Source organism: Lipingzhangella halophila, assembly GCF_014203805.1.
In the GTDB taxonomy this organism is placed as follows: domain Bacteria; phylum Actinomycetota; class Actinomycetes; order Streptosporangiales; family Streptosporangiaceae; genus Lipingzhangella; species Lipingzhangella halophila.
On record NZ_JACHJT010000002.1, the window covers coordinates 749411 to 776410 of the forward strand.

The 27000-nt window shown below is 67.0% G+C and carries 26 protein-coding genes, 1 tRNA gene and 1 pseudogene; 12 read left to right on the forward strand and 16 right to left on the reverse strand.

The window, feature by feature from the left end; genetic code table 11:
- Positions 1 to 10: 10 nt before the first annotated feature.
- The 7 genes from F4561_RS30495 to rpmH all read right to left on the reverse strand — a co-directional run bounded on the left by F4561_RS30495 (position 11) and on the right by rpmH (position 4621).
- A complete protein-coding gene (locus F4561_RS30495) occupies positions 11 to 841 on the reverse strand; it encodes a ParA family protein (RefSeq protein ID WP_184585376.1) in 831 nt (276 codons plus the stop codon).
- A gap of 221 nt (positions 842 to 1062) precedes the next feature.
- The gene (gene rsmG, locus F4561_RS30500; RefSeq protein WP_184585151.1) at positions 1063 to 1779 is read right to left on the reverse strand and encodes a 16S rRNA (guanine(527)-N(7))-methyltransferase RsmG; all 717 of its coding nucleotides are present in this window, start codon (positions 1777 to 1779) and stop codon (positions 1063 to 1065) included.
- A gap of 191 nt (positions 1780 to 1970) precedes the next feature.
- Entirely contained in the window at positions 1971 to 2480 is a 510-nt protein-coding gene (locus tag F4561_RS30505; protein ID WP_312885748.1) for a Jag family protein, read from the reverse strand.
- Positions 2481 to 2663: 183 nt separating this feature from the next.
- The gene (yidC, locus tag F4561_RS30510; protein ID WP_184585153.1) at positions 2664 to 3614 is read right to left on the reverse strand and encodes a membrane protein insertase YidC; all 951 of its coding nucleotides are present in this window, start codon (positions 3612 to 3614) and stop codon (positions 2664 to 2666) included.
- 30 nt (positions 3615 to 3644) lie between these two features.
- Positions 3645 to 3959, reverse strand: a complete 315-nt coding sequence (yidD, locus tag F4561_RS30515; protein WP_184585154.1) for a membrane protein insertion efficiency factor YidD — start codon at positions 3957 to 3959, stop codon at positions 3645 to 3647.
- Positions 3956 to 4396, reverse strand: a complete 441-nt coding sequence (gene rnpA / locus F4561_RS30520) for a ribonuclease P protein component (RefSeq protein ID WP_184585155.1) — start codon at positions 4394 to 4396, stop codon at positions 3956 to 3958. The genes yidD and rnpA overlap by 4 nt, the downstream gene beginning before the upstream one ends.
- A gap of 81 nt (positions 4397 to 4477) precedes the next feature.
- Positions 4478 to 4621: a 50S ribosomal protein L34 gene (gene rpmH / locus F4561_RS30525; RefSeq protein ID WP_184585156.1), complete on the reverse strand. Its 144-nt coding sequence runs from the start codon at positions 4619 to 4621 to the stop codon at positions 4478 to 4480.
- A 784-nt stretch (positions 4622 to 5405) separates the two neighbouring features.
- Here rpmH and dnaA point away from each other — a divergent pair.
- From dnaA to F4561_RS30570, 9 genes are all read left to right on the forward strand, one after another.
- Complete coding sequence (gene dnaA, locus F4561_RS30530) at positions 5406 to 7532, forward strand: chromosomal replication initiator protein DnaA (RefSeq protein WP_184585157.1); 2127 nt, start codon at positions 5406 to 5408, stop codon at positions 7530 to 7532.
- A 647-nt stretch (positions 7533 to 8179) separates the two neighbouring features.
- Positions 8180 to 9319: a DNA polymerase III subunit beta gene (gene dnaN, locus F4561_RS30535; protein WP_184585377.1), complete on the forward strand. Its 1140-nt coding sequence runs from the start codon at positions 8180 to 8182 to the stop codon at positions 9317 to 9319.
- A gap of 57 nt (positions 9320 to 9376) precedes the next feature.
- Positions 9377 to 10282 carry a phosphogluconate dehydrogenase (NAD(+)-dependent, decarboxylating) gene (gene gnd, locus F4561_RS30540; RefSeq protein WP_184585158.1) on the forward strand — a complete coding sequence of 302 codons (906 nt, stop codon included), beginning with the start codon at positions 9377 to 9379 and terminating at the stop codon, positions 10280 to 10282.
- Between the two features lie 153 nt (positions 10283 to 10435).
- Positions 10436 to 11569, forward strand: a complete 1134-nt coding sequence (gene recF, locus F4561_RS30545) for a DNA replication/repair protein RecF (RefSeq protein WP_184585159.1) — start codon at positions 10436 to 10438, stop codon at positions 11567 to 11569.
- Positions 11562 to 12050 (forward strand): DciA family protein, encoded by a 489-nt coding sequence (locus F4561_RS30550; RefSeq protein WP_184585160.1) that lies wholly within the window; start codon positions 11562 to 11564, stop codon positions 12048 to 12050. Before recF ends, F4561_RS30550 begins: the two co-directional genes overlap by 8 nt.
- 310 nt (positions 12051 to 12360) lie before the next feature.
- Positions 12361 to 14298, forward strand: a complete 1938-nt coding sequence (gene gyrB / locus F4561_RS30555; protein WP_184585161.1) for a DNA topoisomerase (ATP-hydrolyzing) subunit B — start codon at positions 12361 to 12363, stop codon at positions 14296 to 14298.
- A gap of 51 nt (positions 14299 to 14349) precedes the next feature.
- Positions 14350 to 16944, forward strand: a complete 2595-nt coding sequence (gene gyrA / locus F4561_RS30560) for a DNA gyrase subunit A (RefSeq protein ID WP_184585162.1) — start codon at positions 14350 to 14352, stop codon at positions 16942 to 16944.
- Between the two features lie 247 nt (positions 16945 to 17191).
- Entirely contained in the window at positions 17192 to 17773 is a 582-nt protein-coding gene (locus F4561_RS30565) for a DUF3566 domain-containing protein (RefSeq protein ID WP_376773827.1), read from the forward strand.
- Positions 17774 to 17925: 152 nt separating this feature from the next.
- A tRNA-Ile gene (locus F4561_RS30570) sits at positions 17926 to 17999 on the forward strand.
- Positions 18000 to 18111: 112 nt separating this feature from the next.
- Here the strand turns inward: F4561_RS30570 and F4561_RS30575 are convergent.
- The 3 genes from F4561_RS30575 to F4561_RS30585 all read right to left on the reverse strand — a co-directional run bounded on the left by F4561_RS30575 (position 18112) and on the right by F4561_RS30585 (position 21501).
- Positions 18112 to 18411 (reverse strand): helix-turn-helix domain-containing protein, encoded by a 300-nt coding sequence (locus F4561_RS30575; RefSeq protein WP_246438193.1) that lies wholly within the window; start codon positions 18409 to 18411, stop codon positions 18112 to 18114.
- Between the two features lie 854 nt (positions 18412 to 19265).
- Entirely contained in the window at positions 19266 to 19928 is a 663-nt protein-coding gene (locus F4561_RS30580; RefSeq protein ID WP_184585164.1) for a tryptophan--tRNA ligase, read from the reverse strand.
- A 457-nt stretch (positions 19929 to 20385) separates the two neighbouring features.
- A complete protein-coding gene (locus F4561_RS30585) occupies positions 20386 to 21501 on the reverse strand; it encodes a LacI family DNA-binding transcriptional regulator (protein WP_184585165.1) in 1116 nt (371 codons plus the stop codon).
- A 58-nt stretch (positions 21502 to 21559) separates the two neighbouring features.
- Here F4561_RS30585 and F4561_RS30590 point away from each other — a divergent pair, with 58 nt between their 5' ends.
- Positions 21560 to 22486, forward strand: coding sequence for a dihydrodipicolinate synthase family protein (locus tag F4561_RS30590; protein WP_221446390.1), 927 nt, complete (start codon positions 21560 to 21562; stop codon positions 22484 to 22486).
- A gap of 124 nt (positions 22487 to 22610) precedes the next feature.
- Positions 22611 to 23900 (forward strand): Nramp family divalent metal transporter, encoded by a 1290-nt coding sequence (locus tag F4561_RS30595; protein WP_221446391.1) that lies wholly within the window; start codon positions 22611 to 22613, stop codon positions 23898 to 23900.
- 165 nt (positions 23901 to 24065) lie between these two features.
- Here F4561_RS30595 and F4561_RS30600 read toward each other — a convergent pair.
- The 6 genes and pseudogenes from F4561_RS30600 to F4561_RS30615 all read right to left on the reverse strand — a co-directional run.
- Positions 24066 to 24386: pseudogene (locus tag F4561_RS30600) on the reverse strand (transposase); the annotation flags it as partial.
- An 85-nt stretch (positions 24387 to 24471) separates the two neighbouring features.
- Complete coding sequence (locus tag F4561_RS32175) at positions 24472 to 24648, reverse strand: hypothetical protein (protein WP_221445399.1); 177 nt, start codon at positions 24646 to 24648, stop codon at positions 24472 to 24474.
- The gene (locus F4561_RS32180) at positions 24645 to 24890 is read right to left on the reverse strand and encodes a hypothetical protein (RefSeq protein ID WP_221445398.1); all 246 of its coding nucleotides are present in this window, start codon (positions 24888 to 24890) and stop codon (positions 24645 to 24647) included. Before F4561_RS32180 ends, F4561_RS32175 begins: the two co-directional genes overlap by 4 nt.
- Complete coding sequence (locus tag F4561_RS30610; RefSeq protein ID WP_312885749.1) at positions 24887 to 25456, reverse strand: transposase; 570 nt, start codon at positions 25454 to 25456, stop codon at positions 24887 to 24889. Before F4561_RS30610 ends, F4561_RS32180 begins: the two co-directional genes overlap by 4 nt.
- A 16-nt stretch (positions 25457 to 25472) precedes the next feature.
- A complete protein-coding gene (locus tag F4561_RS32185; RefSeq protein ID WP_246437457.1) occupies positions 25473 to 25667 on the reverse strand; it encodes a transposase in 195 nt (64 codons plus the stop codon).
- Between the two features lie 739 nt (positions 25668 to 26406).
- Positions 26407 to 26544, reverse strand: coding sequence for a hypothetical protein (locus tag F4561_RS30615; RefSeq protein WP_184585167.1), 138 nt, complete (start codon positions 26542 to 26544; stop codon positions 26407 to 26409).
- A 13-nt stretch (positions 26545 to 26557) separates the two neighbouring features.
- Here F4561_RS30615 and F4561_RS30620 point away from each other — a divergent pair, with 13 nt between their 5' ends.
- The gene (locus F4561_RS30620) at positions 26558 to 26977 is read left to right on the forward strand and encodes a hypothetical protein (protein WP_184585168.1); all 420 of its coding nucleotides are present in this window, start codon (positions 26558 to 26560) and stop codon (positions 26975 to 26977) included.
- The last annotated feature ends 23 nt before the right edge of the window (positions 26978 to 27000 follow it).

Below are 27000 nucleotides of genomic sequence, written 5' to 3' on the forward strand. Positions count from 1 at the left end.
CTTCCCCTGGTCAGTTACCGACGCCCGTCTTCGCCCGATGAGCCATCTCTCGCGCGGCCTCCAGGTAGGCCGCCGCCCCGGTGGACGCCGGATCGTAGGTCATGACGGACTGGCCGTAGCTCGGTGCCTCGGAAACCCGAACGCTTCGAGGCACCAATGTATTGAGTACCAGATCGCCGAAGTGCTGACGCACCTCATCTGCAACCTGTGAAGCTAGCCGGGTTCGCGCGTCGTACATCGTGAGGACGATCGTGGAAATCTCCAAGGTCGGGTTGAGATGCGACTTCACCAGCTCGACGTTCCGGAGAAGCTGCCCGAGCCCTTCCAGCGCGTAGTACTCGCACTGGATCGGGATCAGCACCTCTGCACAGGCGACCATCGCGTTGACGGTCAGCAACCCCAGAGAGGGCGGGCAGTCGACAAGGATGTAGTCGAGCTCGCTGCTGTCGAACGCCGCGAAGGCACGCTTCAGACGCGCTTCACGCGCAACGAGGGAGACAAGCTCGATCTCGGCTCCGGCGAGGTCGATCGTGGCCGGCACACACCACAGGTTGGGGATGTCGGGAACGGGCAGCGCCAACTGGCGCATCTCCGCGTCCTCCACGAGGCAGTGGTAGATGGACCGGGAGTTCTCGTCCCGCTCCATCCCCAACGCCGTGGAAGCATTGCCCTGCGGGTCGAGATCGACGACCAGCACCCGGTTCCCGTGCATCGCGAGCGATGCGGCCAGGTTCACCGCGGTGGTCGTCTTTCCGACACCGCCCTTCTGGTTCGCGATGCTCAGCACCCGGCATTCAGAGGGCCGCGGCCACAAGTCATCGCCGTTCCCGCGGACCGACATCGCGGCGCGCGCCGCGCGCGCGATCGGAGTGTCGGGCCCCACGCCTGACTGGTCTGAGCCGGTTTCACGTGAAACCTCTGGGGCGCGCCACGACTGCGGATCTTTCCAGGGCGTCGCTTCACCTGAAACCTCCGTGCCCGACCCCATGCCAGGGTCGAACACCAACTCGGTTTCACGTGAAACATGCCTGCCATCGGACTGATTCTGGGGCACGAATGAGTTCACCTCTTCCGTCCACGCTTCTTTCTGCCGCCCGGCGCACGTTTCGACCTGGACGGAGTGACCATGTCGTTCTCGGACGTAACTCTGACACGAACGACCGTCGTAGCCGGTTCGACCTTACCGTGGCCAACTTGAATCACATCAGCAACGCATGGGCGTTGTGCGGACAAATCTGCGCGCGCTTCTTCTAGCTCGCTCCCCGCCTGCTCTCCTTTGAGTGCGAGAAGGATGCCGTCCTTACGGAGCAGGGGCAGTGACCACCGCGCGAGCCGTGTCAGCGGCGCAACCGCCCGAGCGGTAACCACATCGGCGCGCAACTCGTTGCGAACCTCTTCGGCTCGTCCGCGCCGCACGGTCACGTTATCCAGACCAAGAAACTCGACACATTCCCGCAGGAAGACCGTCCGACGAAGGAGGGGCTCCAGGAGGACGATCGAAAGGTCCGGTCGAATAATACCGAGGACCACACCGGGCAGACCCGCCCCGGCCCCCACATCGATGACTTCGGCTCCCTCGGGAATCAGCTCCTCGATGACAGCGCAGTTCATCAAGTGGCGTTCCCATAGCCGGGGCACCTCACGAGGACCGATAAGCCCACGTGTCACCCCGGCGTCCGCAAGGAGATCAGCGTACCGGGCCATCTCGGGAGTAGCGTCACCGAACAGCTCATGCGCCTGCTCCGGTGGTGCTACGTGCCCGCCAGCACCCGAGGTCATCCGTCACCTACCTTGATCTCTTCATCCACTCATCGACATGTCGACTTCTCGACAGGCACGCTGGGCGAACCCTCCCGGGTCAGCAGAGCAAGCCGTCCGCGGACGACTCAGCAAGGGAAACTGGGGCGGAAAAGCAAGACGCCCCCCACGATCCTACGCGTGGGAGGCGTCGGTGGTTTCACGTGAAACCGTCAATCGTTCTCGGGATACACCACCACGTAACGGTTCGGCTCTTCCCCCTCGGACTCGCTACGCAGCCCGGCCGCGGCAATGGTGTCGTGCACGACCTTCCGCTCGAAGGGCGACATTGGAGCGAGCGGCTTAACCACGCCGTCTCGCTTGACCTCATCAGCCACCTCAGTGCCGATCCGCTTCAGCTCCTTACGACGGGAGTCGCGGTATCCCCCGATGTCGAGCATCAACCGACTCCGGTTCCCGGTCTTCCGATGCACCGCCAGGCGCGTCAACTCCTGGAGCGCTTCGAGTACCTCCCCGTTCTCCCCCACGAGCTCGTCCAGGGTGGCACCCACGACCGAAACCTTCGCGCGGTCGCCCTCGACATCCATGTCGATGTCGCCGTCGAAGTCTGCGACATCGAGCAACCCCTCGATGTAGTCGGCCGCGATGTCACCTTCCCTCTCAAGCGTCTCGACGTCGACAGCGGGTTCCGTGGACTCGTCCTGCGCAGGCCCGTCGGCCACCGCCACACTGCCGCGGTCCTGGTCCGCGTTCTCGGTGTTACCGTTGCTCACAGCGAGCTGTCTCCTTCTGTCCCGATCCGGCCGGCACCCGCTTCCGGGGCGATTCGTACGCCTGCGTGAACCCGACCGCATGATCCTGACCCCATTGTGTCGCCCACCCGCGGCGACAACGGGGCGCAGCCACTAGCGTTTCTTCCCACCACTGCGCTTCGACCGCGGCTGCTTCCTCGGCTGCCTACGCTCGATCTTAGACTCTTCAGTCGGCTCAGGCTCGGGTTCCGCGGCCTTGCGCTTGCCCAGCATGCCCTTGGCCGATCCATTCGAGCTCGGGCTCTTCGCCGCTCCGGCCTTGGTGTCCTCAGTGGGGGAGGGAACGGGGTGATTGCGGTAGAGGAAGTGCTGCTGGCCCATGGTCCAGACGTTCGAGCTGACCCAGTAGATGAGCACACCGATCGGCATGGCGAGACCGAACAGGCCGAACGCCGGTGCCAGGTACATCATGATCTTCTGCGTCTGCATCATCGGGTTGTCCGGCATCTGTGCCGTACTCCGCCGGATGCTCTGTCGCATCGTCAAGAACGTCGTGGCGCCCATGGTCACACAGGCGATGGCGATGACGACCCGCGCCATGACCGGGTCGGCGTTGTACCGCGCCAGCTCCTCGGCAGAGCTCGTGAACTGCGCCGCCAGCGGAGCATGGAAGATCTGGGCGTTCTGGGCGCTCGCGACGAGGTCCTCGGTGAACCCGTAGCGAGCCCTCCCCTCGGCCACGTTGCGCAGCACGTTGAACAGCGCAAAGAACACCGGCATCTGCAACAGCAGCGGGAGGCAGCCCATAACCGGGTTGGTGCCGCTCTCCTGGTAGAGCTTCATCATCTCTTGCTGTTGGCGCTGCTTGTCGTTCTTGTAACGCTCGCGCACCTTCATCATCTGCGGCTGCATTTCCTGCATCTTCCGCTGCGTGTGCATCTGCTTCACGAACAGCGGAACCATGATCAGCCGCATCAGCACGGTCAGGGCGACAATGGACAGCCCCCAGGCCCAGCCACTATCCGGGTCCAGCCCAAGGAACGTCAGTCCCGAGTGGATCCTTAGCAGCACCCAGCCGACGATGTTGTATAGCCAGTCGAGCACCGGCGAACTCCCTCTTACTCCAGTTCAGCTTCAGGCCTCTGTCGCGCCCGGTGCGACCCCGTCGCTCCAGTCGCCCTCATCGTTGGTTCCACGGGAACCTGCGCCCTTGCGTGGCGGCACCGGGTCGAGCCCACCCGGATGGAACGGATGGCAGCGAGCGATTCTGTACACGGTGAGCCACAGCCCTCGCAGCGCACCGTGTTCCCGGAGTGCCTGCACCGCGTACGCGCTGCATGAGGGGTAGAACCGACAGACCGGTGGGAACAAGGGGCTGATGAACCGTTGGTAGCCCCGAATGGGCAGGATCAGCACCCTCGCCGCCGCGTTCGGTCTGTCCTCAGTCATGAGTCCGCCAGATCCCCGCCATCCCGTGCACCGTTCGATGCACCGGCGCCGGGTCCCCGGGGACGGCGTGTCGCCTTGTTCCGAGGACGCATCGCCGAGGCCAATGCACCGTCAAGCTGCGCGGCCAGCGCGTCGTGTCCTTGGGACGCGGCCAAGGGTTTGGCCCGCACTACTAGCAGGCTACCGTCCGGGAGAACCGGCAGACGTTCGCGGACCAGATGACGCAGGCGGCGCTGCACCCGGTGGCGGACCACCGCGTTGCCGACCGCCTTGCTCACGATCAGCCCCACCTTCGGCGGCCCGGCGGATCCGTGGTCCGGATCAGCGTACGGCGCCAGGTACGCGACTCCCAGAGCCTCTCGGTTCGCACGCCGTCCCCGACGCATGACAAGACCGAAGTCGGCACTGCGCCGCATGCGGTTCTGGGGCGACAACATCGAATCGGTCCTTGGACACAAGAAGAGGACCGGCTGCCGCGGGCGGCAGACCGGTCCACCGTATTGTTCGGCGTGTAGCGACTAATGGCTTACCGTCAGCCGCGCACGCCCCTTCTTCCGGCGCGCAGCGATGATCGCGCGCCCCGCACGGGTGCGCATGCGCAGCCGGAAGCCGTGGACCTTCGCGCGACGCCGGTTGTTCGGCTGAAACGTACGCTTGCTCACTGCTGGGCTCCAGGGCGTGTATGCCGGTTTCTCCGGACCCCGGATGCCGGGGTCTCTCGCTTGGCTGATCGGCTCCGCGCCGACACCGCGCCGACGCGACCGCCGACGGACGAGCTCCGAGCATCGCCCGATCGCATCGCGCTGCGGTGTACCCCAGCGAACGCGACCCTGGGGTCGGAGTCGCCGTCGATACACAGACAGATGTCGACGTAAGCACAAAGAACATATGGCTTGTGCGGGCGGCGGTCAAATCGACCGGGCAGGTCACGAGGCACAGCAGGGATCGTTGTCCACAGGCGGGCCTCCTGTGGACGCCACATTATTCACAGCCTGTGCATCCCCCACACTCATCCCTAAGCTGTGGATAACCTCAGAAGAGGACCCCACCTCTCATGAGACCGCCCGTACCCCGGCAGCCCCAGCGAGACAGTCCAACTGCACCCCCTGTGAACTGCAGATTGTGGATAACCCGTCAGGCAGCACCGGAATTTGAGAGGCTGTGCACAACGTGTGGACGAACCGCACTTCACTGTGGAGACACAGCGACACGCCCCACCCTCGACCCGCGAACACGCGGCGAAAGCATACACAGGAAGTCCACAGCATCACCCGTAGTTACCCACAGCAGCTCACTCGTTGAGCACCCTGGTCCACACCGGGCCAGAGACCGACCGTCCCGAGCGGTCGGTCACCCCGACAGAATGAGTCGTCCGGCACCAGCGCCCCGCGGCCGGCCGACCACCGCAGCACATCGTGAGAAGGGGACGAACCATGGCAGGTCACCGTGTCTGAGGCACAGGTCAACCTCGCAATGGTGTGGACGAGTGTGCTGGACAGTCTCGACAACAGCGCGCTTCCCCCCCAGCAGAGGGCATGGCTCCCGCAGACTCGCCCTCTGGGCCTGATCGAGGACACCGCACTGCTCGCCGCACCCAACGAGTTCGCCAAGGAGATCCTCGAAACCCGGCTCCGCCCGGCCATCAGCCAGGCGCTCTCGGCCGAGCTCGGCCGGGAGATCCGGGTGGCGGTCACAGTCGACCCCACCGCGGTGCAGCCCGCGCCGCCCAGCACCGGGCCGGCCACGAACCACGGCCCACCCCCGCCCCCGGTCGGCCAGCCGATGGCCCAAGGAGGAGGCGACCCGAGCGCGCAACGGCCCGGCCCCGAAACGCGCGACCCGCACGAGAGCACGCCGCATCCACCGGTGGCACGTGAGGACATCCCGGGCCCCCCGGCCACCTCCGAGGCGCTCCCCGACGGCCACTTCGGGCACTTCGGGCACGCCGAACACCCCGCGCCCGCCGAACGCCCTCCGGAGCGGGCCGACCCCCGCGACCACCCCCATCACTCCGGCGGGTACCAGGCCGAGGCCACCCAGCCCTCGCACGGAAGCGGACCCGGCGAACCCCCGCCGTGGTTCCAGGACGCCCCGAAGCCTCCAGCGCACGGCGGAGCGCAGCACGCCGCTCCGCCTCCGGCCAGCGAAGACCTGCTCGCCCCTCCGCCCGGCTCCGGAACGGCGCGATCCGGGGACCACGACGACAACTCAGGCTCCCCCGAACGGCCCGAACGGCACGAGTACGGTGCTGCCTCTCCACAGCCATCCCCCGACCAGCACTATGCGGGCTGGGAGGAGCAGCCTCGCCAGTGGGATGCCCCCAACCGCTGGGAGACCCCTCCCCGGGAGAACGCGCCCGCTCCGCCGGCACAGGAGGCACCCAACCCGCCCGAGCACAACGCGGGCGAGCCCGCCGGCCAACCACCCGAGAACGACACGCCGTGGCCGGAAGACGAGTCCGGTCAGGTGCCTCCCCCGCCCCTGCCGAGCGCTCCGGACACCACCGGCGGCAACCAGCCGCACACCTCCGCCGAGCCGGCGCGGCTGAACCCGAAGTACACCTTCGACACCTTCGTCATCGGGTCCAGCAACCGGTTCGCCCACGCCGCCGCGGTCGCGGTCGCCGAGGCCCCGGCCAAGGCCTACAACCCGTTGTTCATCTACGGCGGCTCCGGCCTGGGCAAGACGCACCTGCTGCACGCCATCGGCCACTACACCCAGCGCCTCTACGACGGCGCCCGGGTGCGCTACGTGAGCTCCGAAGAGTTCACCAACGAGTTCATCAACTCCATCCGCGACGGCAAGGCCGACGGCTTCCGCCGGCGCTACCGCGACATCGACGTCCTCCTGGTCGACGACATCCAGTTCCTGGAGAACAAGGAGCAGACACAGGAGGAGTTCTTCCACACGTTCAACACGCTGCACAACTCGAATAAGCAGATCGTGGTGTCCAGTGACCGGCCGCCCAAGCAGTTGAACACGCTGGAGGACCGGCTGCGCAACCGCTTCGAGTGGGGGCTGATCACCGACGTCCAGCCGCCCGAGCTGGAGACCCGCATCGCGATCCTGCGGAAGAAGGCCGCGCAGGAGGGTCTCGCGGCTCCGCCGGAGGTCCTGGAGTTCATCGCGAGCAAGATCGCGACCAACATCCGCGAGCTCGAAGGGGCGCTCATCCGGGTGACCGCATTCGCCAGCCTGAACCGGCAGTCGGTCGACCTGCACCTCACGGGCATCGTGCTGAAGGACCTCATCCCCGACGACGAGGGCCCCGAGATCACCGCCTCGGCGATCATGGCGCAGACGGCCTCCTACTTCGGCCTCAGCACCGAGGACCTCTGCGGGACCTCCCGTTCCCGGGTCCTGGTCACAGCGCGGCAGATCGCGATGTACCTCTGCCGGGAGCTCACCGACCTGTCGCTGCCCAAGATCGGCCAGCAGTTCGGAGGCCGCGACCACACCACCGTCATGCACGCCGACCGCAAGATCCGGTCGCTGATGGCCGAGCGGCGTTCGATCTACAACCAGGTGACCGAACTCACCAACCGGATCAAACAACAGTCGCGAAACGTTTGAGGCGATTCTCGTCCCCGATAACGACCGTCTTTGTGGACAAAGTCGTGGACAACCCTGCGGATAACCGCCGGATTCCTGTGGGGAACTTGGGGACCGGCTGGGGACGGCGTGTGCATAACCCAAACGGCTGGCTCCCAGGCTCTCCACCGTGCCTGTGGGTAGTTCGGGGAAAACCGGTGGACGAGCGGTGGAAAACCGGTGGACGGAGTGTGGGGGGCGTACTGGCGTCCACAGTCGCCGGATGTTTTCCCCTGCGCCGCCCACAACCCCGGTGGACAAAAATTCGCGGGGCCACCTGCGAGAACAATGGTTGTCCACACTGTCCACACCCCCTACTACTACGACGCCACCTGTTAGACCCCACGTGGCTTCTTAACCCGCTTGGTGCCCAATCTGTGGATGAACGGTCGTTGCCCAGCCCCCGCCCCCAGGCGGCACTATGAGTCGGCGACGCACGGGAGTGGTCGGGCAGCGCCAGAGGCCGGATCGGGGTACGGTGTGAACCCTCCCCCGATGCATCCCGGTGCGATGGTCGGGCCCCGGAGGTCCCCTGGGAGCCTCCACGTCAGGTGGTTCTTGCTGGACGGCGTAGTGTTCCCACGCTGTGCAGGGGTCCGAAGATCTCTTCGCAGAAAGTGAGTCGGATTGTGAAGTTCCGGGTCGAACGCGACGTACTGGCCGACGCCGTCGCCTGGACCGCTCGTGCGCTGCCGGTCCGGCCTTCGGTCCCCGTCCTGGCCGGCATCCTGCTCAACGCGAGCGAGGACGAGGGCAGCCAGAAGCTCAAGTTGTCGAGTTTCGACTACGAGGTCTCCGCTCAGGTCTCGGTCGACATCGACATCGAGGAAGCCGGCAGCACCCTGGTCTCCGGGCGCCTTCTGGCCGAGATCACCCGCAACCTTCCACCACAGACTGTGGAAATCAACGCGGACGGCGGCAAGGTCATTGTCACCTGCGGGAGCGCGAAGTTCACACTTCTGACCCTGCCTGTGGAGGACTACCCGTCCCTGCCCGAGATGCCGCGGGTCACCGGATCCGTCGGCAGCGATGTCTTCCACGCCGCGGTAAGCCAGGTCGCCGTCGCGGCCGGTCGCGACGACACCCTGCCCATGCTCACCGGCGTGCGGGTGGAGATCGAGGGCGACACTGTCACGTTGGCCTCCACCGACCGGTACCGGCTGGCCGTCCGCGAGCTGACCTGGACCCCGGAGAACCCGGGCCTGTCCGCGGTCGCGCTCGTCCCGGCCAAGACCCTTGCCGAGACCGCGAAGTCCCTCACCAGTGGCGCCGAGGTGTCGATCGCGTTGTCCGACGCCGACAGCGGTGAGGGCATGATCGGGTTCGAGGGCGGCGGCCGCCGCACAACCACGCGCCTTCTCGATGGCGAGTTCCCCAAGTACCGGGCGCTGCTTCCCGACTCGTTCAGCTCCGTCGCCGAGGTGCAGAAGGCGGAGTTCATGGAGGCCGTCAAGCGGGTCTCCCTCGTCGCGGAGCGCAACACCCCGCTTCGCCTGTCATTCAGCCAGGAGCGTCTGGTGCTGGAGGCGGGCACCGGCGACGAGGCCCAGGCCGTGGAGGCTCTCGACGCCGAGCTCGACGGCGACGAGGTCCAGATCGCGTTCAACTCGACGTTCCTGCTCGACGGCCTCAACGCGATCGACTCCGACATCGCGCGGCTGCAGTTCACAACGTCGACCAAGCCGGCGATCATCACGGGTAAGCCCGCCGACGAGGAGAGTTCCGCGGACTACCGGTACCTGATCATGCCGGTCCGGTTGTCGAGCTAACCAGCGCGAGATCACGCGGGTTCCGCACGCGTCCACAGCCTGACGAACAAGGGGGCAATGAGTATGCAGGTGGGACTGGTCGGCCTTGGCAAGATGGGCGGGAACATGGCCGCGCGGCTCCGCGACAAGGGCCACGAGGTCGTCGGCTTCGCTCGCCATCCCGAAAAGCGCGACGTCGCGAGCCTCCCCGAGCTGGTCGAGCGTCTGACCGCGCCGCGCGTGGTGTGGTTGATGCTCCCGTCCGGGGACCCCACCGCGAACACCATCCGGGAGCTCACCTCGCTCCTGGACACCGGTGACCTGATCATCGACGGCGGCAACACCCACTATGTGGACGACCGCCAGCGCGCCGCCGAACTCCGCGAGCACGGGCTCGCCTACATGGACGCCGGGGTCAGTGGCGGCGTCTGGGGGCGGGAGAACGGCTACGGCATCATGGTCGGCGGCGCGGAGGAGGATGTCGCGCGTGCCCGACCCCTCTGCGACGCCCTCGTCCCGGACAATGGCGGCGGCTACGTGCACGCTGGCGGTGTCGGCGCGGGACACTTCGTGAAGATGGTCCACAACGGCATCGAGTACGGCATGATGCAGGCCTTCGCCGAGGGGTACGAACTCATGGCGGCCTCGGACATCGTCGACGACGTTCCGGGTACCTTCGCGAGCTGGCGCGAGGGGACGGTGGTGCGGTCCTGGCTGCTCGACCTCCTGGTCCGCGCCCTCGATGACGACCCCGAACTCACGGAGCTGCGCGGTTACGCTGAGGACTCCGGCGAGGGCCGATGGACCGTTGGGGCGGCTGTCGACCACGCCGTTCCGGCCCCGGTGATCACGGCAGCCCTGTACGCACGCTTTGCGTCCCGACAGCCCGACAGTCCGGCCATGAAGGTCATCGCGGCCCTTCGGAACCAGTTCGGCGGGCACGCCGTGGCCAAGGCCGACTCCGGGCAGGCCGAGGAAGGCTGAGCCGGCGCCCTTCGCGATACAGATCGTCCGCATGCGCCAGTAGGGTCCCGGGGATCGGTCTGCCTCGGCGCTGAGCCGGGCGTGGCCGCCGTTTCACGTGAAACTCAAGAGATTCGGGTAGCTGTCGCCGCACAGTCGACAAGGAGAGGCCAGATGTACGTCTCACACTTGCAACTGGCCGACTACCGTTCCTATCCCGAGGTCTATCTGGAGCTGGAACCGGGCATCAGCACGTTCGTGGGGCCCAATGGAACGGGCAAGACCAACCTGGTCGAGGCGATCGGGTACATGGCAACACTCGGCAGCCACCGGGTGTCCACGGATACCCCCCTGGTGCGTAAGGGAGCGGAACGCGCGGTCGTACGCGCGGCGGTGGTGAAGGGCGACCGTACGGCGCTCGTCGACCTGGAGATCAACTCGGGCAAGGCCAACCGCGCCCGGCTCAACCGAGCACCCGCAACCCGCCCCCGCGAAGTGTTGGGCATCCTGCGCACGGTGCTGTTCGCCCCGGAGGACCTGGCGCTGGTCAAGGGAGATCCCGGTGAGCGCCGGCGGTTCCTGGACGAGTTACTGGTCGCGCGCGCTCCCCGGATGGCAGGCGTGCGATCCGACTACGAGCGTGTCCTCAAGCAGCGCAACGCCCTGTTGAAGTCGGCGTCGGCCTCCTTGGTGAAACGCCGCGATGTCGACCTGTCGACCCTTGACGTCTGGGACGAGCATCTCGCTGTGGCCGGGGCTGACCTGGTGGCAGCTCGGCTGTCCCTGGTCTCAGAGTTGCAGCCCCTGGTGCGGAAATCCTATTCCGAGCTGACCTCGGCGGGTGGCCCTCCGGTCCTGCAGTACCGCTGTTCCGCGGTCCCCGATGAAGCGGCGCCCGTGCCCGCGGAGCATCCCCAGCTTGTGGACGCGATCCGGGCGGCGCTGCGCGACTCCCGCGACCAGGAACTGCAGCGCGGGGTCGGACTTGTCGGGCCGCACCGTGACGACCTCCGGCTGTCCCTGGACGACCTACCGGCAAAGGGATACGCCAGCCAGGGCGAGGCGTGGTCCTACGCGCTGTCCCTCCGGCTGGCCGCCTTCGAGCTGCTCCGCGCGGAGGGCGACGATCCGGTGCTGCTCTTGGACGACGTCTTCGCCGAGCTCGACTCCGAACGCCGGCGCCGCCTGGCCGAACACGTCCGATACGCGGAACAGGTCCTGGTGAGCGCGGCGGTCGCCGCCGATATCCCGGACGAGCTGCGGGGAACGCGGTTCGTGGTCCACGAGGGGGGCGTGGGTCGTGAGTGACGGACTTCCGCCACAGGGTGGGGATGACGAGCCCACCTCGACCGGGGCCGAACTCGCCCGTCAGGCGCTGGCGCAGGCGAAGGCCGCGGCGAGGGAACGCGGCGCCTCTCCTGAAGGGCGGCCCCGGCGGGTGCGCCGCGGCCGGATCCGGTCGCGCAACGAACCCCAGTTGTTCGGCGACGCGGTGCGTGCCTGGCTGGTCGAGCACGGCTGGGAGGAACAGGTGGCGGTCGGGGGTGTCTTCGGCCGGTGGAGCGAGATCGTGGGCGAGTTCAACGCCCAGCACCTGCAACCCGTCTCCTATGAGGCTGGGGAGCTGGTCATCGCAGCGGACTCCGCGACTATGGCCGCGCACGCGCGCGCGATGACCCGGGAACTGCTGCGGCGGTTGAACGAGGAACTCGGCCACGGCACTGTGCACAGCATCAAAGTGCAGGGGCCAGGGCGCGGACGCGGCGCGGGCCGGCGCCGCGCGGGCTGACGCGAAGGTCCGGCGCACGGAAGTGGCGTCTCGGTGACCACCGCAACACCGTGGGTTTACGAACACATCACAACCAACATGCCCGCAGCGGCCACTGAACGGCGCGGGAAATTGCTCGCGGGGTCGGGCACGTGTAGGGACTCGGCTCCCGTTCTGCGCGTTCGCTGTGGAGCGGCACAGGGCCGCGGATGCCACTTTCAGGTGTGACGCGCGGTATCATGGAGCTGGTTCTTCGGACGCTTCCGCCGGCAAAGCTCGCCCCAAGCGTGGATACCGGTGTGCGGCGTCCCCATCAGGAGGGTGTTCACACTTGGCCTACGACGCTCGATCGATCACGGTTCTTGAAGGGCTCGAGGCGGTACGTAAACGCCCCGGTATGTACATCGGTTCCACCGGTGAACGGGGCCTGCACCACTTGGTCTCCGAGGTCGTCGACAACTCCGTTGACGAAGCCCTCGCGGGCCACGCCAACGCCATTGAGGTGACCTTGATGGCCGACGGTGGCGTGCACGTCGCCGACAACGGGCGTGGTATCCCGGTCGATCCGCATCCCGTGGAACAGCGACCGGCCGTCGAGGTCGTCCTGACCATGCTGCACGCGGGCGGCAAGTTCGACGGCAAGTCCTACGCGGTCTCCGGTGGCCTGCACGGCGTCGGTGTCTCCGTTGTCAACGCGCTGTCCTCCCGCTTGGAGGTGGAGATCCGGGTCGACGGCCACGTGTGGCGGCAGAGCTACCGCGCCAGCCGCCCGGTGGCCGACCTCGCCAAGGGCGAGGAGACCGACGAGACCGGAACCCAGATCACGTTCTGGGCCGACGACGCCATCTTCGAGACCACCACCTACAGCTTCGAGACGCTTGCCCGGCGGCTGCAGGAGATGGCGTTCCTGAACAAGGGACTGTCGATCACCATCCGCGACGAGCGTCCCGAGTTCGCCGGCGACACTCCCGTGGTGCACACCTACCACTACGAGCAGGGCCTGACGGACTTCGTCCGGCACCTGAACGCGACCAAGGACCCGGCGCACGCCTCCGTCATCGGCTTCGAGGAGGAGGGCGAGGGGATCTCCGTCGAGGTCGCCATGCAGTGGAACCAGTCCTACACCTCCTCGGTGCACACCTTCGCGAACACGATCAACACCGCCGAGGGCGGCACGCACGAGGAGGGCTTCCGCTCGGCGCTCACCACCCTCGTGAACCGCTACGCGCGCGAGCAGAAACTGCTGCGCGACAAGGACGACAACCTCACCGGCGACGACATCCGCGAGGGGCTCACCGCGATCATCTCGGTCAAGCTGGCCGACCCCCAGTTCGAGGGGCAGACCAAGACCAAGCTGGGCAACACCGAGGCCAAGTCGTTCGTGCAGCGTGTGACCAACGAGCACCTGCGCGACTGGTTCGAGCGCAACCCGGGCGAGGCCAAGGACATCATCACGAAGGCCAACCAGGCCGCCCGTGCCCGGATCGCTGCCCGCCAGGCCCGCGATCTCACCCGGCGCAAGACGCTGCTGGAGTCCACCTCGCTGCCGGGCAAGCTGTCCGACTGCCAGTCCACCAACCCGGAGAAATCCGAGGTCTACATCGTTGAGGGGGACTCCGCGGGTGGTTCCGCCAAGGGCGGTCGCGACCCGCACTACCAGGCGATCCTCCCGATCCGCGGCAAGATCCTGAACGTGGAGAAGTCGCGGATCGACCGGATCCTGAAGAACAACGAGGTCCAGGCGATCATCACCGCTCTGGGCACCGGGGTCCACGACGACTTCGACATCGAGAAGCTCCGGTACCACAAGATCATTCTCATGGCCGACGCCGACGTCGACGGCCAGCATATTCGGACCCTGCTCCTCACCCTGCTGTTCCGGTTCATGAAGCCGTTGATCGAAGCCGGTTACGTCTATCTCGCCCAGCCCCCGCTCTACAAGATCAAGTGGGACCAGCGCGGGAGCGACGCCAGTTACTCCTTCTCCGACCGCGAACGCGACGAGCAGATCGCTGCTGGGCTCGCCGCCGGAAAGCGCGACCCGCGTCCCCGCGACCTCGTCCAGCGCTTCAAGGGCCTCGGCGAGATGAACGCGACGGAGCTGTGGAACACCACCATGAACCCGGACCAGCGCCTCCTTATGCAGGTGACTCTGGACGACGCCGCTCAGGCCGACGAGATGTTCAGCGTGCTCATGGGCGAGGACGTCGAGTCGCGGCGCTCCTTCATCCAGCGCAACGCACGGGATGTCCGCTTCCTGGACATCTGATCCCCGGACATCCCGACGGCAGCGAACGACGTAGAAAAGGATCGACATCCAGTGACGGATGCGAATACCCCGGACCTTCCGGAGGAGACCGACCGACGCGCCCATCGGGTGGAGCCCGTCGACATCCAGGTCGAGATGCAGCGCAGCTACCTCGACTACGCGATGTCGGTCATCGTCGGCCGGGCCCTGCCCGATGTCCGCGATGGGCTCAAGCCCGTTCACCAGCGTGTGCTCTACGCGATGTACGACGGCGGGTACCGCCCCGACCGCGGCTACTTCAAGTGCGCCCGCGTTGTCGGCGACGTCATGGGGAACTACCACCCGCACGGCGACAGCGCGATCTACGACACCCTGGTGCGGCTCGCCCAGGGCTGGTCCATGCGGATGCCGCTCGTCGACGGCAACGGCAACTTCGGTTCGCCGGGCAACGACCCCGCGGCCGCCATGCGGTACACCGAGTGCAAGCTCGCGCCGCTGGCCATGGAGATGCTGCGCGACATCGACAAGGAGACCGTCGACTTCCGGCCGAACTACGACGGGCGTTCCCAGGAACCCGTGGTACTGCCGGCGCGCTTCCCGAACCTGCTGGTGAACGGGTCCGCGGGGATCGCGGTCGGAATGGCCACCAACATTCCGCCGCACAACCTCCGCGAGGTCGCCGACGGCGTCAACTGGTTCCTGGAGCACCCTGAGGCCTCGGACGAGGAGCTGCTGGACGCCCTGATCGCGCGGATCAAGGGGCCGGACTTCCCCACGCACGGGCTGGTCGTGGGCAAGCGCGGCATCGAGGAGGCCTACCGCACCGGCCGCGGCTCCATCACCATGCGCGCGGTCGTCGAGGTCGAGGAGGACAGTCGGGGACGCCAGTGCCTGGTCGTCACCGAGCTGCCCTACCAGGTCAACCCGGACAACCTCGCGCTCAAGATCGCCGAGCTGGTCAAGGACGGCAAGGTCAGCGGCATCGCCGACGTCAAGGACGAGAGCAGCGGCCGCACCGGGCAGCGACTGGTCATCGTGCTCAAGCGGGACGCCGTGGCGAAGGTCGTGCTGAACAACCTGTACAAGCACACCCAGTTGCAGGAGACCTTCGGCGCGAACATGCTCGCCCTGGTCGACGGCGTGCCCCGCACGCTCCGCCTCGACCAGCTGATTCGCCACTGGGTGGACCACCAGATCACGGTGATCGTCCGGCGTACCCGCTACCTGTTGCGCAAGGCCGAGGAGCGCGCGCACATCCTGCGTGCGCTGCTCAAGGCGATCGACCGGATCGACGAGGTCATCGCGCTCATCCGGGGCAGCGCGTCGGCGGACGAGGCCAAGACCGGCCTCATGGCGCTCCTGGAGATCGACGACGTCCAGGCCCGCGCGATCCTCGACATGCAGCTGCGTAAGCTCGCCGCGCTGGAGCGGCGCCAGCTCACCGACGAGTACGACGAGCTCATGGCGCAGATCGAGGACTACAACGACATCCTGGCCTCTCCGCCACGTCAGCGGAGCATCGTCCGCGATGAGCTGATCGAGCTCGTCAACAAGTACGGCAATGACCGCCGTACGCACATCATCCCGTTCGAGGGTGACATGCGTATGGAGGACTTCATCGCCGAGGAGGACGTCGCGGTCACGATCACGCGCGGCGGGTACGCCAAGCGCACCCGGATCGACAGCTACCGGGCGCAGAAGCGCGGCGGCAAGGGCGTGCGGGGGGCGCAGCTGAAGCAGGACGACATCGTCCAGCACTTCTTCGTGACCACGACGCACAACTGGCTCCTGTTCTTCACGAACCAGGGCCGGGTGTACCGCACGAAGGCCTACGAGCTGCCCGAGGCGGCACGCGAGGCCCGCGGCCAGCACGTTGCCAACATCCTGCCGTTCCAGCCCGACGAGGAGATCGCCGAGGTCATGACGCTGCGCGACTACAGCGCGGCGCCGTACCTGGTGCTGGCCACCCGGGCAGGGCTGGTGAAGAAGTCGCGGCTGGACGAGTTCGACTCCTCCAGGTCGGCCGGAATCATCGCCATCAACCTGCGCGAGGACGACGAGCTGATCGCCGCGCGCCTGGTGTTCCCGACCGACGACCTGCTGCTGATCAGCAGCGACGCCCAGGCGATCCGGTTCCCCGCCTCCGACGAGTCACTGCGCCCCATGGGGCGGGCCACCAGCGGGGTCATCGGCATGCGCTTCCTCGAAGGGGACTACCTGCTCAGCATGGACGTCATCCGCGAGGTGGACGGCGCGATGGACGTCCTCGTGGCGACCGAGGGCGGGTACGCCAAGCGGACCCCGGCCGACCAGTACCCGGTGCAGAACCGCGGCGGCAAGGGCGTACTCACGGCGAAGATCGTCGAGGCGCGCGGCAAACTCGTCGGAGCGGCCATGGTCTCGCCCGAGGAGGACGAGATCTTCGCGATCACCCTGAACGGCGGCATCATCCGTACCCGGTCCTCCGAGGTGAAGCAGTCCGGGCGGGCCACCATGGGGGTTCGGCTGATGAACCTCGAAAGCGGCAACTACGTGGTCGCGATCGCGCGCAACGCCGAGACCGAGTTCAGCGAGGACGCCGAGGCGGCCTCGGTCGACAGCGGTGAGCCGGAGGCAGGCGACGCGGAGACCGAGACCGCCGACGACTCGACGGCCTCCGAGAGCTGAGGCGCGTCCTGATCACCCGCGGAGGGCAGGGCTCGCGGCCACGGCGGCTGGTCCGGCCCTCCGCGCGCCGTGGCCCGAGCGGTGCACGGAGTCCGTAGGCTTGATGCCACATTTGCCCCGCCACGCGTGGTCCAGTGGACTCAGCTAGTCCCCCTTGGTCCGGTTTTCATCCGTCACTGGAGAGTTCAGCGGTAACGTAGCTATGACTGATAGTAAGCCCGGGGAATCCGCTTCTCAGGAACCCGCTTTGACCGACAGCGAAACCGGAACAGAAGCGGAGGACGTGGTGGACGACGCCACCTCCGCGGAAGCCGAGAGCGGCGATCCGCCCGGCGACACATCCGGCAACGAGGCGGAGGCCGCGGTTGAGGCCGAAGCCCACCAGGGGGGAGCGCCGACGATGACGGCACCGCAGTCGTCACAGGAGCAGCCGCCCGCGGCCACGGCAACGAAGGCAGGGCGCAAGGCGCACCTGACCGTGAGCCGGGTCGAGCCGTGGTCGGTGATGAAGTTCAGCTTCGTTGTCTCCCTGGTTTGTTTCATCGTGCTGTTCGTCGCGGTCGCGGTGATCTACACCATCCTGTCGGCCCTGGGGGTCTTCGACGCGATGACCGAGCTCATCGCTTCCCTCACTGAAGGGGAGGACGAGGAGATCCAAGTAAACCCGGAGACCTGGTTCTCCCCGGCCCGCGTCCTCGGTTACACCGGCCTTGTGGGAGCGCTGAACATCATCCTGATCACAGCGCTGGCCACGGTCGGCTCGATGCTCTACAACCTCGCGGCCGACCTCGTGGGCGGCATTGACGTCACCCTCAACGAGGCCGAGTAATCCCACCGGGCCCGGCCACCACCGGGCCCGGACCGCACGCGCCAGGAACAGCTACACTGGAAGGCACTAGGGGGAGGGCCATCAGCCCCTGGCCACCGAGGCCAACTGGTTCGCCCCAGCTCGCCGCTTACGGTAGAGTTCCCCCGGAGCGAGGGCGTATAGCTCAGACGGTTAGAGCGCATCCCTGATAAGGATGAGGCCCCAGGTTCAAGTCCTGGTACGCCCACACTGTTTTCGCAGATGAGAGATCTTTTCCTCGCTTCATAGGGCGGGTCTCTGTCCTTCTGGTTGGTCGCTGGTTAGTAACGGACTCCCCGACAGCCTGCGAACAAGGGCGGTCAGGGGCGGTCCTCGACGGTACTGTCCGGATCGAAAGCATCAGCCTCGGTGCGGTCTTGAGCACTGGGTTTCGCTACTTCCTGTGATTGCTGAGAAGGTACGGGGACGTCCAGCAGGTGCAGGATGTCAGCCAGCCGGACCCGGTAGGTGTTCCCGTAGCGGATGATCCTGCATGGGAACTCGTCGTTCTTGGCGAGTTCGTAGGCCATGGTGCGTCCCATGTTCAGTGCCTGTGCCGCTGTCATCAGGTCCACGGCCGCGGGCAGGGCGTAAAGCTCGGTGATCGTCAGTGGCCTCACCAGCGATATCCCTGACGAACGGGGGTCCAGCGCGGACGGTCATGTGGGTTCCCCTGATAGTGCCCTGACAGGGGGACACTCCCAGGGCGTGGCAGCCGCTTGAGATCCATGAGGTGCGCTTCCTCATGTGTCGCGGTACGTAATCGACGCGAACGCCTCTCACCCAAGGAAGGGGCGTGGCGGTCGGCTTGTGCCACGCCGGATCGTCCTCAGTCCGAGCGCTGTCCAGAAACCGTGGAACGTCCCAGCAGCGACCGTAGGAGCCACAAGCAACCTGCATAACGGCTCCTCTCCTCGAGAGGAGTCTGCTGTCCAGGCCAGGCGCCTGTAGGGCCTCGGTTCCGGCTGGTGCCGAGCGGGATTTGCATCTCCAAAAGTCACCATAAACCATTTGGTAGTTTAAAGAGACTCGAACAGGGTTGTGCGCCCTTCGCGTTTGGTCGCTCAACTCCCGAGGTGCGTCGCGGTAAGGTGTCGGCCGTACATGTCCCCACCCTGTGGACGCGCAAAGCCACAACCCAAGCTCCACTCCTGACGTAGCTTCCCCGTCCCCTCTGAGATGCGTTGTACGAGGCGGGCCTTAAGCGAGAATTTCACGCTGGGTGACCGCTCCACACAAAGTGAGCCAGAGCCAGCAGACATCGACATAGTTACACGATCTGGTCCCGGGCGGCCTGGTGCAGCGCCGAGACCCGCGGAGACGCGGCGATCTTGGCTGCCACGCGTGAACGGTCGGGGCGTTCGACGATGTGCACCGCCGCACCCGAGGATCCGCTGCGCGCCCTGCCGTCTCGGCGACTCCCCCGAGCTGGGCCGGTGCCTATGTGGTTGGGGCTCATGAGGGCCGGGCCCGCTCAGGGTTGGCCCGCTGCCTTCTTCTGCGCCCGCTTGGCCTTGCGGCGGAGTTGGTTGTAGGCCCCGGCCAGTCCCATGGCCTTGCGCACCTCGGAGACCGCTTGCTGGACCTCGCGGCGGGTGCGCTCGGTGCCGTCCACGATGATCTGGTCCACCAGGCCGGGCTGGGCCTCGAAGGAGGCGCGACGCTCGCGGATGGGCTCCAGGAACCGGTTGAGCGCGGCGGCGAGCGCGTCCTTGACCTCGACGTCGCCGACCGTTCCTGCCCGGTAGCGCTCGTTCAGCTCGGCGACCTCGGCCGGGTTGTCGTTGAACGCGTCGTGGTAGACGAAGACCGGGTTGCCCTCGTCCGAGCCCGGGATGTCGGCGCGCACCCGGTTGGGGTCGGTGTACATGGCCGAGACCTTCTTGCGGACCTCCTCGGCACTGTCGGAGAGGTAGATGACGTTGCCCAGGGACTTGCTGGCCTTGGCCTGGCCGTCAGTGCCGACCAGGGAGGACACATCGCTGGTGATGAGTTCGGGGACCGGGAACGTCTCGCCGTAGAGGTGGTTGAAGCGCCGGGCGATCTCCCGGGTGACCTCCACGTGGGCGTGGTTGTCCTTGCCGACCGGAACGGCGTTGGCTTTGACGCACCGGGTTGATCCGTGTTCTACCAGCACATAAGGAGGGGGATTTCATGACGCTCAGCCCAAGGGAAAAGCGCGAGATCAAGAAGGTTCAGGAGGAGCGCGCAAGAGAGAGCCGATCGGAAGTACAACCGGTCCACAGGCAGTAGTCGCAGTCGGCAGAACGGGACGCCGGGCGAAACGGCGCCGTCGGTACGGATCGCCAACATCTACTAGCCGGATTACGACGACGGTGGCCGCAACCGGGCACGGTAATCAGATCGCCGTCGGCAACTAGGGAGATGTTGCGCAGGAAATCGCCGAGCAGGATATCAACACTCAGCCGGTCGACCTGGGTACCACGCTGGCGCCGTGCGCGACCTGCTGCATCACCTGCAGTGCGACGGTATCCGAGTCGAGGATGAGGAGCTGGCCGACGAGCTGCGCTCTGAAGCGGGATCCGCGTGGCCAGGACTCGATTCCCTTGTGGCCCACTGTCTGGGCGCGGTGATCACGGAGGCGGTGCCGTGCTCGACTGGCGTGGAATGAGGGACGGCAGGCATACCCGTGTCGCCGCGGGGCGGCCGACCATGGCGTCCATGAGCAGTTCCACGGCGTTGACGGCCACCTGTCCCAGCGGGACATGGACCGTGCTCAGCGGCACGGGCAGCCGTTTGGCCAGCGGGATGTCGTTGTAGCCGACCACGGACAGGTCCTCGGGTACGCGCCAGCCCAGCCGGTGTGCCGCGGCCATCACGCCCACTGCCGTGTTGTCGTTGACCGCGAAGATCGCCGTCGGGGGCTCCGGCGTCCGCAGGAGCGCCTCACCCTGTTCCTCACCGGATTCCATACTGAACTGCGAGGGCCGGACCCAGCCGTCGCGGCCCGCCAGCCCCGCCTCGGCCAGTGCGCGCCGGTAGCCGGCGACGCGTCCGCGGGCGCTGGAGGCGTGCTCCGGGCCGGCGACCAAGCCGATACGCCGGTGCCCCAGGTCGGTTAGGTGCCGCGTCGCCAAGTAGCCGCCCAGCTCGTCGTCGCCGATCGAGGATGGGCTGATGCCGTCGGTGCGCAGCGCCAGGACGTGGGGCACATCGCGTTCGCGCAGCGTCGCGGGGAAGTCGTCGCCGACGCGTGTCGTGGTGGTGATCAGGCCGTCCACGCGGCGCTGAAGCAGCGACTCGGCCGCTTCGCGTTCCCTGTGCGGATCCTCGTGGCTGGTGGCGACGAGCGCGAGCAGCGATCGCTGCTCGCACGCGAAGGCGATCTCCTCGAACAGCATCGCCATCACCGTGTCGCGCAGCCGCGGGACGATGACGCCTATGGCCGTGGCGCCGGTGCGGCGCAGGCTGGAGGCGGCCGCGTCGCGCCGGTAGCCCAGTTCCGCAGCGGCCTGGCGCGCACGCTGCGCCGCCACTGTATTGGAGGGCGGCAGCCGCTCGTCCAGTGCCCTGGACACCGTTGACGTACTCACGCCGGCCGCGCGCGCCACGTCGCGGATAGTCGGCGGCTTCCTGCCATGCCGCGCGGGCTGGTGCTCGCTCACCTCACGCCCCTCCCCATCGTCGCCGCACCCCGTGATCGTACGCGCCACCGAAGACGTCGCCTCCCAGGCTTGCGTGCACCGCATCACACCCTAGTATATTGAAAACGTTCCCAGGAACGATTCGAACAGAGGAGACATGCCAGTGAGTAGCAGTGACGGCCTCGACCTTCGCGGTCTGGTGCCCGCGCCCGTGACCCCATTCGCTCCCACGGGAGAGGTCGACCACGGGGCTTTGGCCTCATACACCACGTGGCTTGCCGGCTTCCCGGAGGTCAAGGGCCTGGTTTGTCTTGGGCACGCCGGTGAGGGAACGGCACTCACACCGGACGAACGCGTAGCGGTGATCGAGACGATGGTGCGGGCCGCGGGCGACACGCCGATCATCGCCGGCATCACCAGCGAAGGCACCGGTGTCGCGGCGACCGAGGCGGCGCAGGCCGCTGCCGCGGGCGCCGCTGCGGGGCTGGTCTATCCCTCGCACGGCTGGCTCAGGTTCGGTTTCCAGCCTGGCGCGCCTCAGGACCGCTACCGCGCCGTCCACGAGGAGTCGGGGCTGCCGCTGATCCTGTTCCAGTACCCGGACAACACCAAGGCCAGCTACGACCTCGAGACCCAGCTGGAGATCGCCGCGCAACCCGGGGTCTTCGCGACCAAGAACGGCGTGCGCAACATGCGCCGGTGGGACACCGAGATCCCGGTCCTCCGCCGAGAGCGGCCCGACCTGCAGGTCCTGACCTGCCACGACGAGTACCTGCTGCACACGATGTTCGACGTCGACGGAGCTCTGGTCGGCTACGGAGGACTCGCCCCCGAGCCGCTGATCGACCTCATCGCCGCCGGGAAGGCCCGCGACTACCCTACGGCCCGAGCACTGCACGACCGCCTTCTCCCGGTGACCAAGGCGGTCTACCACCGCGGCTCCCACATGGAGGGCACGGTTGCGCTGAAACTAGGCCTCGTGGCGCGCGGAATCCTGCCCGACGCCACAGTGCGCTCGCCGCTGCTGGACCTCTCGACCGGTGCCGCCGACGAGATCCGCTCCGCACTCAAGCAGGCCGACCTGCTGTAGCCGCTACCCGCCGGGCCGGAGACGGCCGGACTTCCCCCACGAACAACGCGGGCGCGGCAATGCGTCCCGGCGGCCATGTGCCGTCGGGACGCCCCGTGGCCGACCCCGCAGAAAGGTCACGACCGTGGAACACCAGCGCCACGACCCCAACGGGGCCCCGTCACCACACACGCACCGGCCCGACGACGCCGACCTTGCGAGCGCCCCCGCGCCGCGTCGTTGGCTGCGCTACCTCACGCTGTTGGGCCCCGCGTTCATCGCCGGTGCCTGGCAGTTCGGGCCGGGAGCTCTGACCACCGCCGTACAGGCGGGAACACAGTACGGCCACGCGCTCATCTGGGTCATCGTGATCTCCACGGTCCTGGCGATCGTGTTCACGGACATGAGCGTGCGGGTTTCGCTTCGTTCCCGCGGATCGCTCATCGAGACGACCAAACAGCGCCTCGGCCGCCCCATGGGGGTACTCGCCGGAGTCGGCGTGTTCGCCATCACCCTGCTGTTCTCCGTGGGCAACGCCGCCGCGGCCGGGCTGAGCCTGTCGTTCGTCTTCGGAGGATCGGCAGTCGGCTGGACACTCGCCTGCACCGTCGCCGTCGCCCTGATCATCCTCAGCCGCAACCTGTACACGATCCTCGAGCGGCTCATGCTGGGACTCGTCGCGTTGATGGCGCTGGGCTTTGTCCTCAGCGCGGTACTGACCCAGCCGCACTGGCTCGACGTGGGCGCCGGCTTCGTACCGACAGTCCCGGCCGGGGCCGAAGTGCTGCTGATCGCGCTGGTCGGCACCAACTTCTCGATGAACGCAGCCTTCTACATCGGCTACGCCACGCGTGAGCGAGGGCTGACTCAGGAGCAGTACCGGGCCACTACCTTCACCGACACCATCCCCGGCATCGCCGCGCCGGGCATCATGGCCGTATTCATCATCGTCGCCGCCGCAACGACCGCAGGCGAAGTCGGCACCAACGCGGGAACCCTGCCCGAGCTCGCCGTCGCGCTGGAACCCGCCGCCGGACCGGCGGCGTCCTGGATCTTCGCACTCGGGTTCTTCGGCGCCGCGTTCTCCTCCATGATCGCCAACGCCAGCGCCGGCGGCACCCTTCTGGCAGACGGCATCGGGCTCGGCAACCGGTTGGCGTCCAAACGCGTCAAGGCCCTGATCATGCTGCCGCTTACCTTCGGGGCGCTGGTCACCGCCATCGCCGGCGAAGGGCCGGTCGAGCTCATCGTGGGCGCCCAAGCGCTCATCGTGCTCATAGCGCCGCTGCTCGGCGTCGTGCTGTTCCTGCTGGCGAACCAGCGCCGCCACATGAGCATCCTGGCCAACGCGCTATGGCAGAACGTCCTGGCTGTCATCGGGATCCTGGTTCTCCTGGCTATGAGCGCCCAACTGGTGATCACCAACTTCGGGTGAACACCGCATCCCTCGTGTACCAGCGATTCGAGCGAGGGAACACAAGTGGTCCGCGCAGAGGATTACCAGCGAGCCGGCTACCACGGTGGCACGCTCAACCGCCGCACCGTCAACCGCCATCTGGACCGGCGTGGGTCTCAGTCAGCGTTGGTTTTAGAGCTCATCTCATTTGGCCAGTCTGCGACAACAGATCAGCGTGCAAGCGATGCCGGTAAAGGCCAGGAAGTGGTCGGCCCTGCGCTCGTACCGGCGGCGCAGACGTCGGCATCCGGCCAGCCGGATCACGGTGCGTTCGACCTGCCACCGGTGCCGTCCCAACCGCTTCGAGGACTCCACCCATTTGCGGGCCAAGCGATGCGCGATCTTTCGTCCGCAGAGCCATCGGCGCAGGTGATCGTAGTTGTATCCCTTGTCGCCGTGCAGCTTGGCGGGCCTGCGCCGCCTCGGCCCACGCCGGGAGCGGATCGGAGGGATCCCCTGCACCACGGACTTGAGAGGGCGTTTCGTGGGTTGATGTCCCTTTCGTCGTTAGGGCTGGACGAGGCGGGCTGGTCAGGGGTTCGCGTGTGGGCTATGGGCGCGGCTGGGTGAACAGGCCTGGTTCAGTCTCGTTGAGGATGCTGCGGCTGACCAGGCGTTTGAGCTTGGAGCGGATGTTCTCGACGTTCTTCGACGCGATGGGCAGGTCCAGGGCCTGGCACAGGTCGCGGGCGCGCAGTGGCCGGGCGAGGTCGGCGAATGCGGTCATGATCTGCTCGTAGGCAGGGTGGGCAGTGCGCCAGGCGGCGTGCTCGGCTCGACGTCGTCCTTACCCACCAGGGAGAGCAGGGCCGTGCGGGTGATCTGCAGATGCGTGATCGCCTGGGTGAGTTCATCGAGCTTGGTGGTGAGTTCGCCGATGTGGGCGCGTGTCTGCTCGGCCTGGTGGGTGAGCGCCTGTTCGCGCTCGTCGAGGGTCTTCAGCAGCGGTTTCGCCTCGTGGTGGTTCATGTGTCGCGCCAGGACATGCTGGAGGTGTGGGTAAGCTGGCGGGTCGTCACGTCGCTCATCGCCCGGTACACGCGCGATTCGGAGCTGGTGGGACGGTGTTCGTAGTCGCGGACCAGGCGCCGATGCAGGACCAGGGTGCCGTAGGTCTGTTCGACCACCCACCGCGTGGGCTGGGGGACGAACCCCTTCTCGGCCGGGTTGCGCTGGACGATGTCCACGCCGATGCCCACAGAGGCGCCGTGGTCGACGACCGTGCTCTTGAAGCCCTGGTCGACCAGGGCTGTCTGTACGGTGTCACTCTGGGCGGCCACCCGGTCCAGCAGGGCGATGCCAGCGGTGTTCTCATGCGCGGATGCGGCCATCACGACCACCGCCACGACCAGGCCCAGCACGTCCACGGTCAGGCCGCGCTTGCGCCCGGTGACGCGTTTGCCCGCGTCGTTGCCGGTCGTGGTCGAGGGCACGGCGGCCGCCGCGCGGATGCTCTGGGTGTCCAGTACGACCAGGCTCGGGGCGGATAATCGTGCCCGTTTCTCGCGTGCCTGCCAGCGCAGCAGGTCGTGGATGGTCTGGTCGGTGCCCTCACTCGCGCCATTTGGCGAAGTAGTAGTAGACCGCGTTGCGGGGCGGCAGGTCGTGGGGTAGGTAGTCCCACTGGCAGCCGGTGCGGCCCTGGTAGAGGATCGCGTTGACGATCTCGCGCATGTCGTAGGCGCCCTGGTGGCCGCTGGCCGAGGGGTGCGTTGCCTTCCAGGCCGTGATCACCGGCTCGAGCAGGGCTCACCGCTCGTCGGAGAGGTCGCTGGGGTAGGGCTTGCGTTCGTTCACCTGGTCATCCCAGCACACCCAAGCCCACCAGGCAGGAGTAACGCTACAAATTCACATCATCACAATAAGACACTGGGGGCATCACCCCACGAAACGCCCTCTCAGAGCGCCGGCGTAGGCGCATCGGGTGCGTCGTGGATCTGGGCTGGCTCTATCCGCGTGGATTTTCCTCGCGTGATGCGGGGCCGTGCCTGTGCGTCGTCGGTGGTGTCGGGCTCGCACCTTCGGTGCCTGTGCCGGTGTTTGCGATCCGGTTGCGCCCCAACGCCCAACGGTGCGCGAGAGCCCTACCGCGTGGGTTCCTGAGCCTCCATCATCAGGCATCGATCGAACTTGAGTTCCCTTGTTGGTTGGAGTAGGGATGCGACTACGGCGTCGACGCCGCACGTCCTCCCCCAGCACACCGGCGTCTGTGGCGATGCCTGAGGTCAACGCGAGCCGGTACAGCCCCTGACTGCGGCAACTGGCGAGCACGAGCTTCTGGTCGATGGCACTGCGGATGCCGTCGATGATCGTGATGGCGCTGCGGTGGGGGTGGAAGGCCAGCCCGTGCGACACCGCTGCGACGGTGGGGTTGTACATGGCCGCCGGGATGTGCACCGCGGTGAGTTTGATCGCGGTGGCTGGGGTCTTGGAGTCGCTGTTCTCGGCGGGTCCCACGCCGGAGCGGGTGTGGCAGGCGCTGCCGTCACTGCTGCTGGTCGCTGGTGCGGCCACCGGCCGCGCACTGCTGCAGGCCGGTGCCGGGTGGGCCCAAGCCCGGCTGGAACCTCAGGTCGAGCGTGCCGCCGAACTCGAACTGTTCGACTTGACCTCCCGCGTGCACTTAGAAGCGTTCGATGACGCGGACTTGTGCGATGCGATGTATCGGGCGCGATCGCGGGGTGATCGAGGTCGCGCGCATGATCACCCACACGATCGACGTGCTGACCGGGGCCATCGGGCTCATCGCGGTGGCCGGGGTACTCGGGGTGCTGCACCCGGTCCTGGTGCTGCTGCTGGTACTCACCGCTCTGCCCGAACTGATACACATCGTCATGGTCCTCGGATACGTCCAGGGCCTCTCGCAGCATCGGCACCGCCTCCTCCGTACGTCCCGCACCCGTCAGCGCCTCACCCAACAGGCGCTTCTGCAGTGCGCACCGCGCGCCCGGCCGACTCGGTGGTGGTACTACACTGCCTGCTCCAGCAGCGGCACCGCCCGCTCGGGGTCCCCGCCCCCCATCGCCGAGCCCCCCGTACGGCGAACGTCGGTCTGATCCGGCTCCTGGCCGCGGGTGCG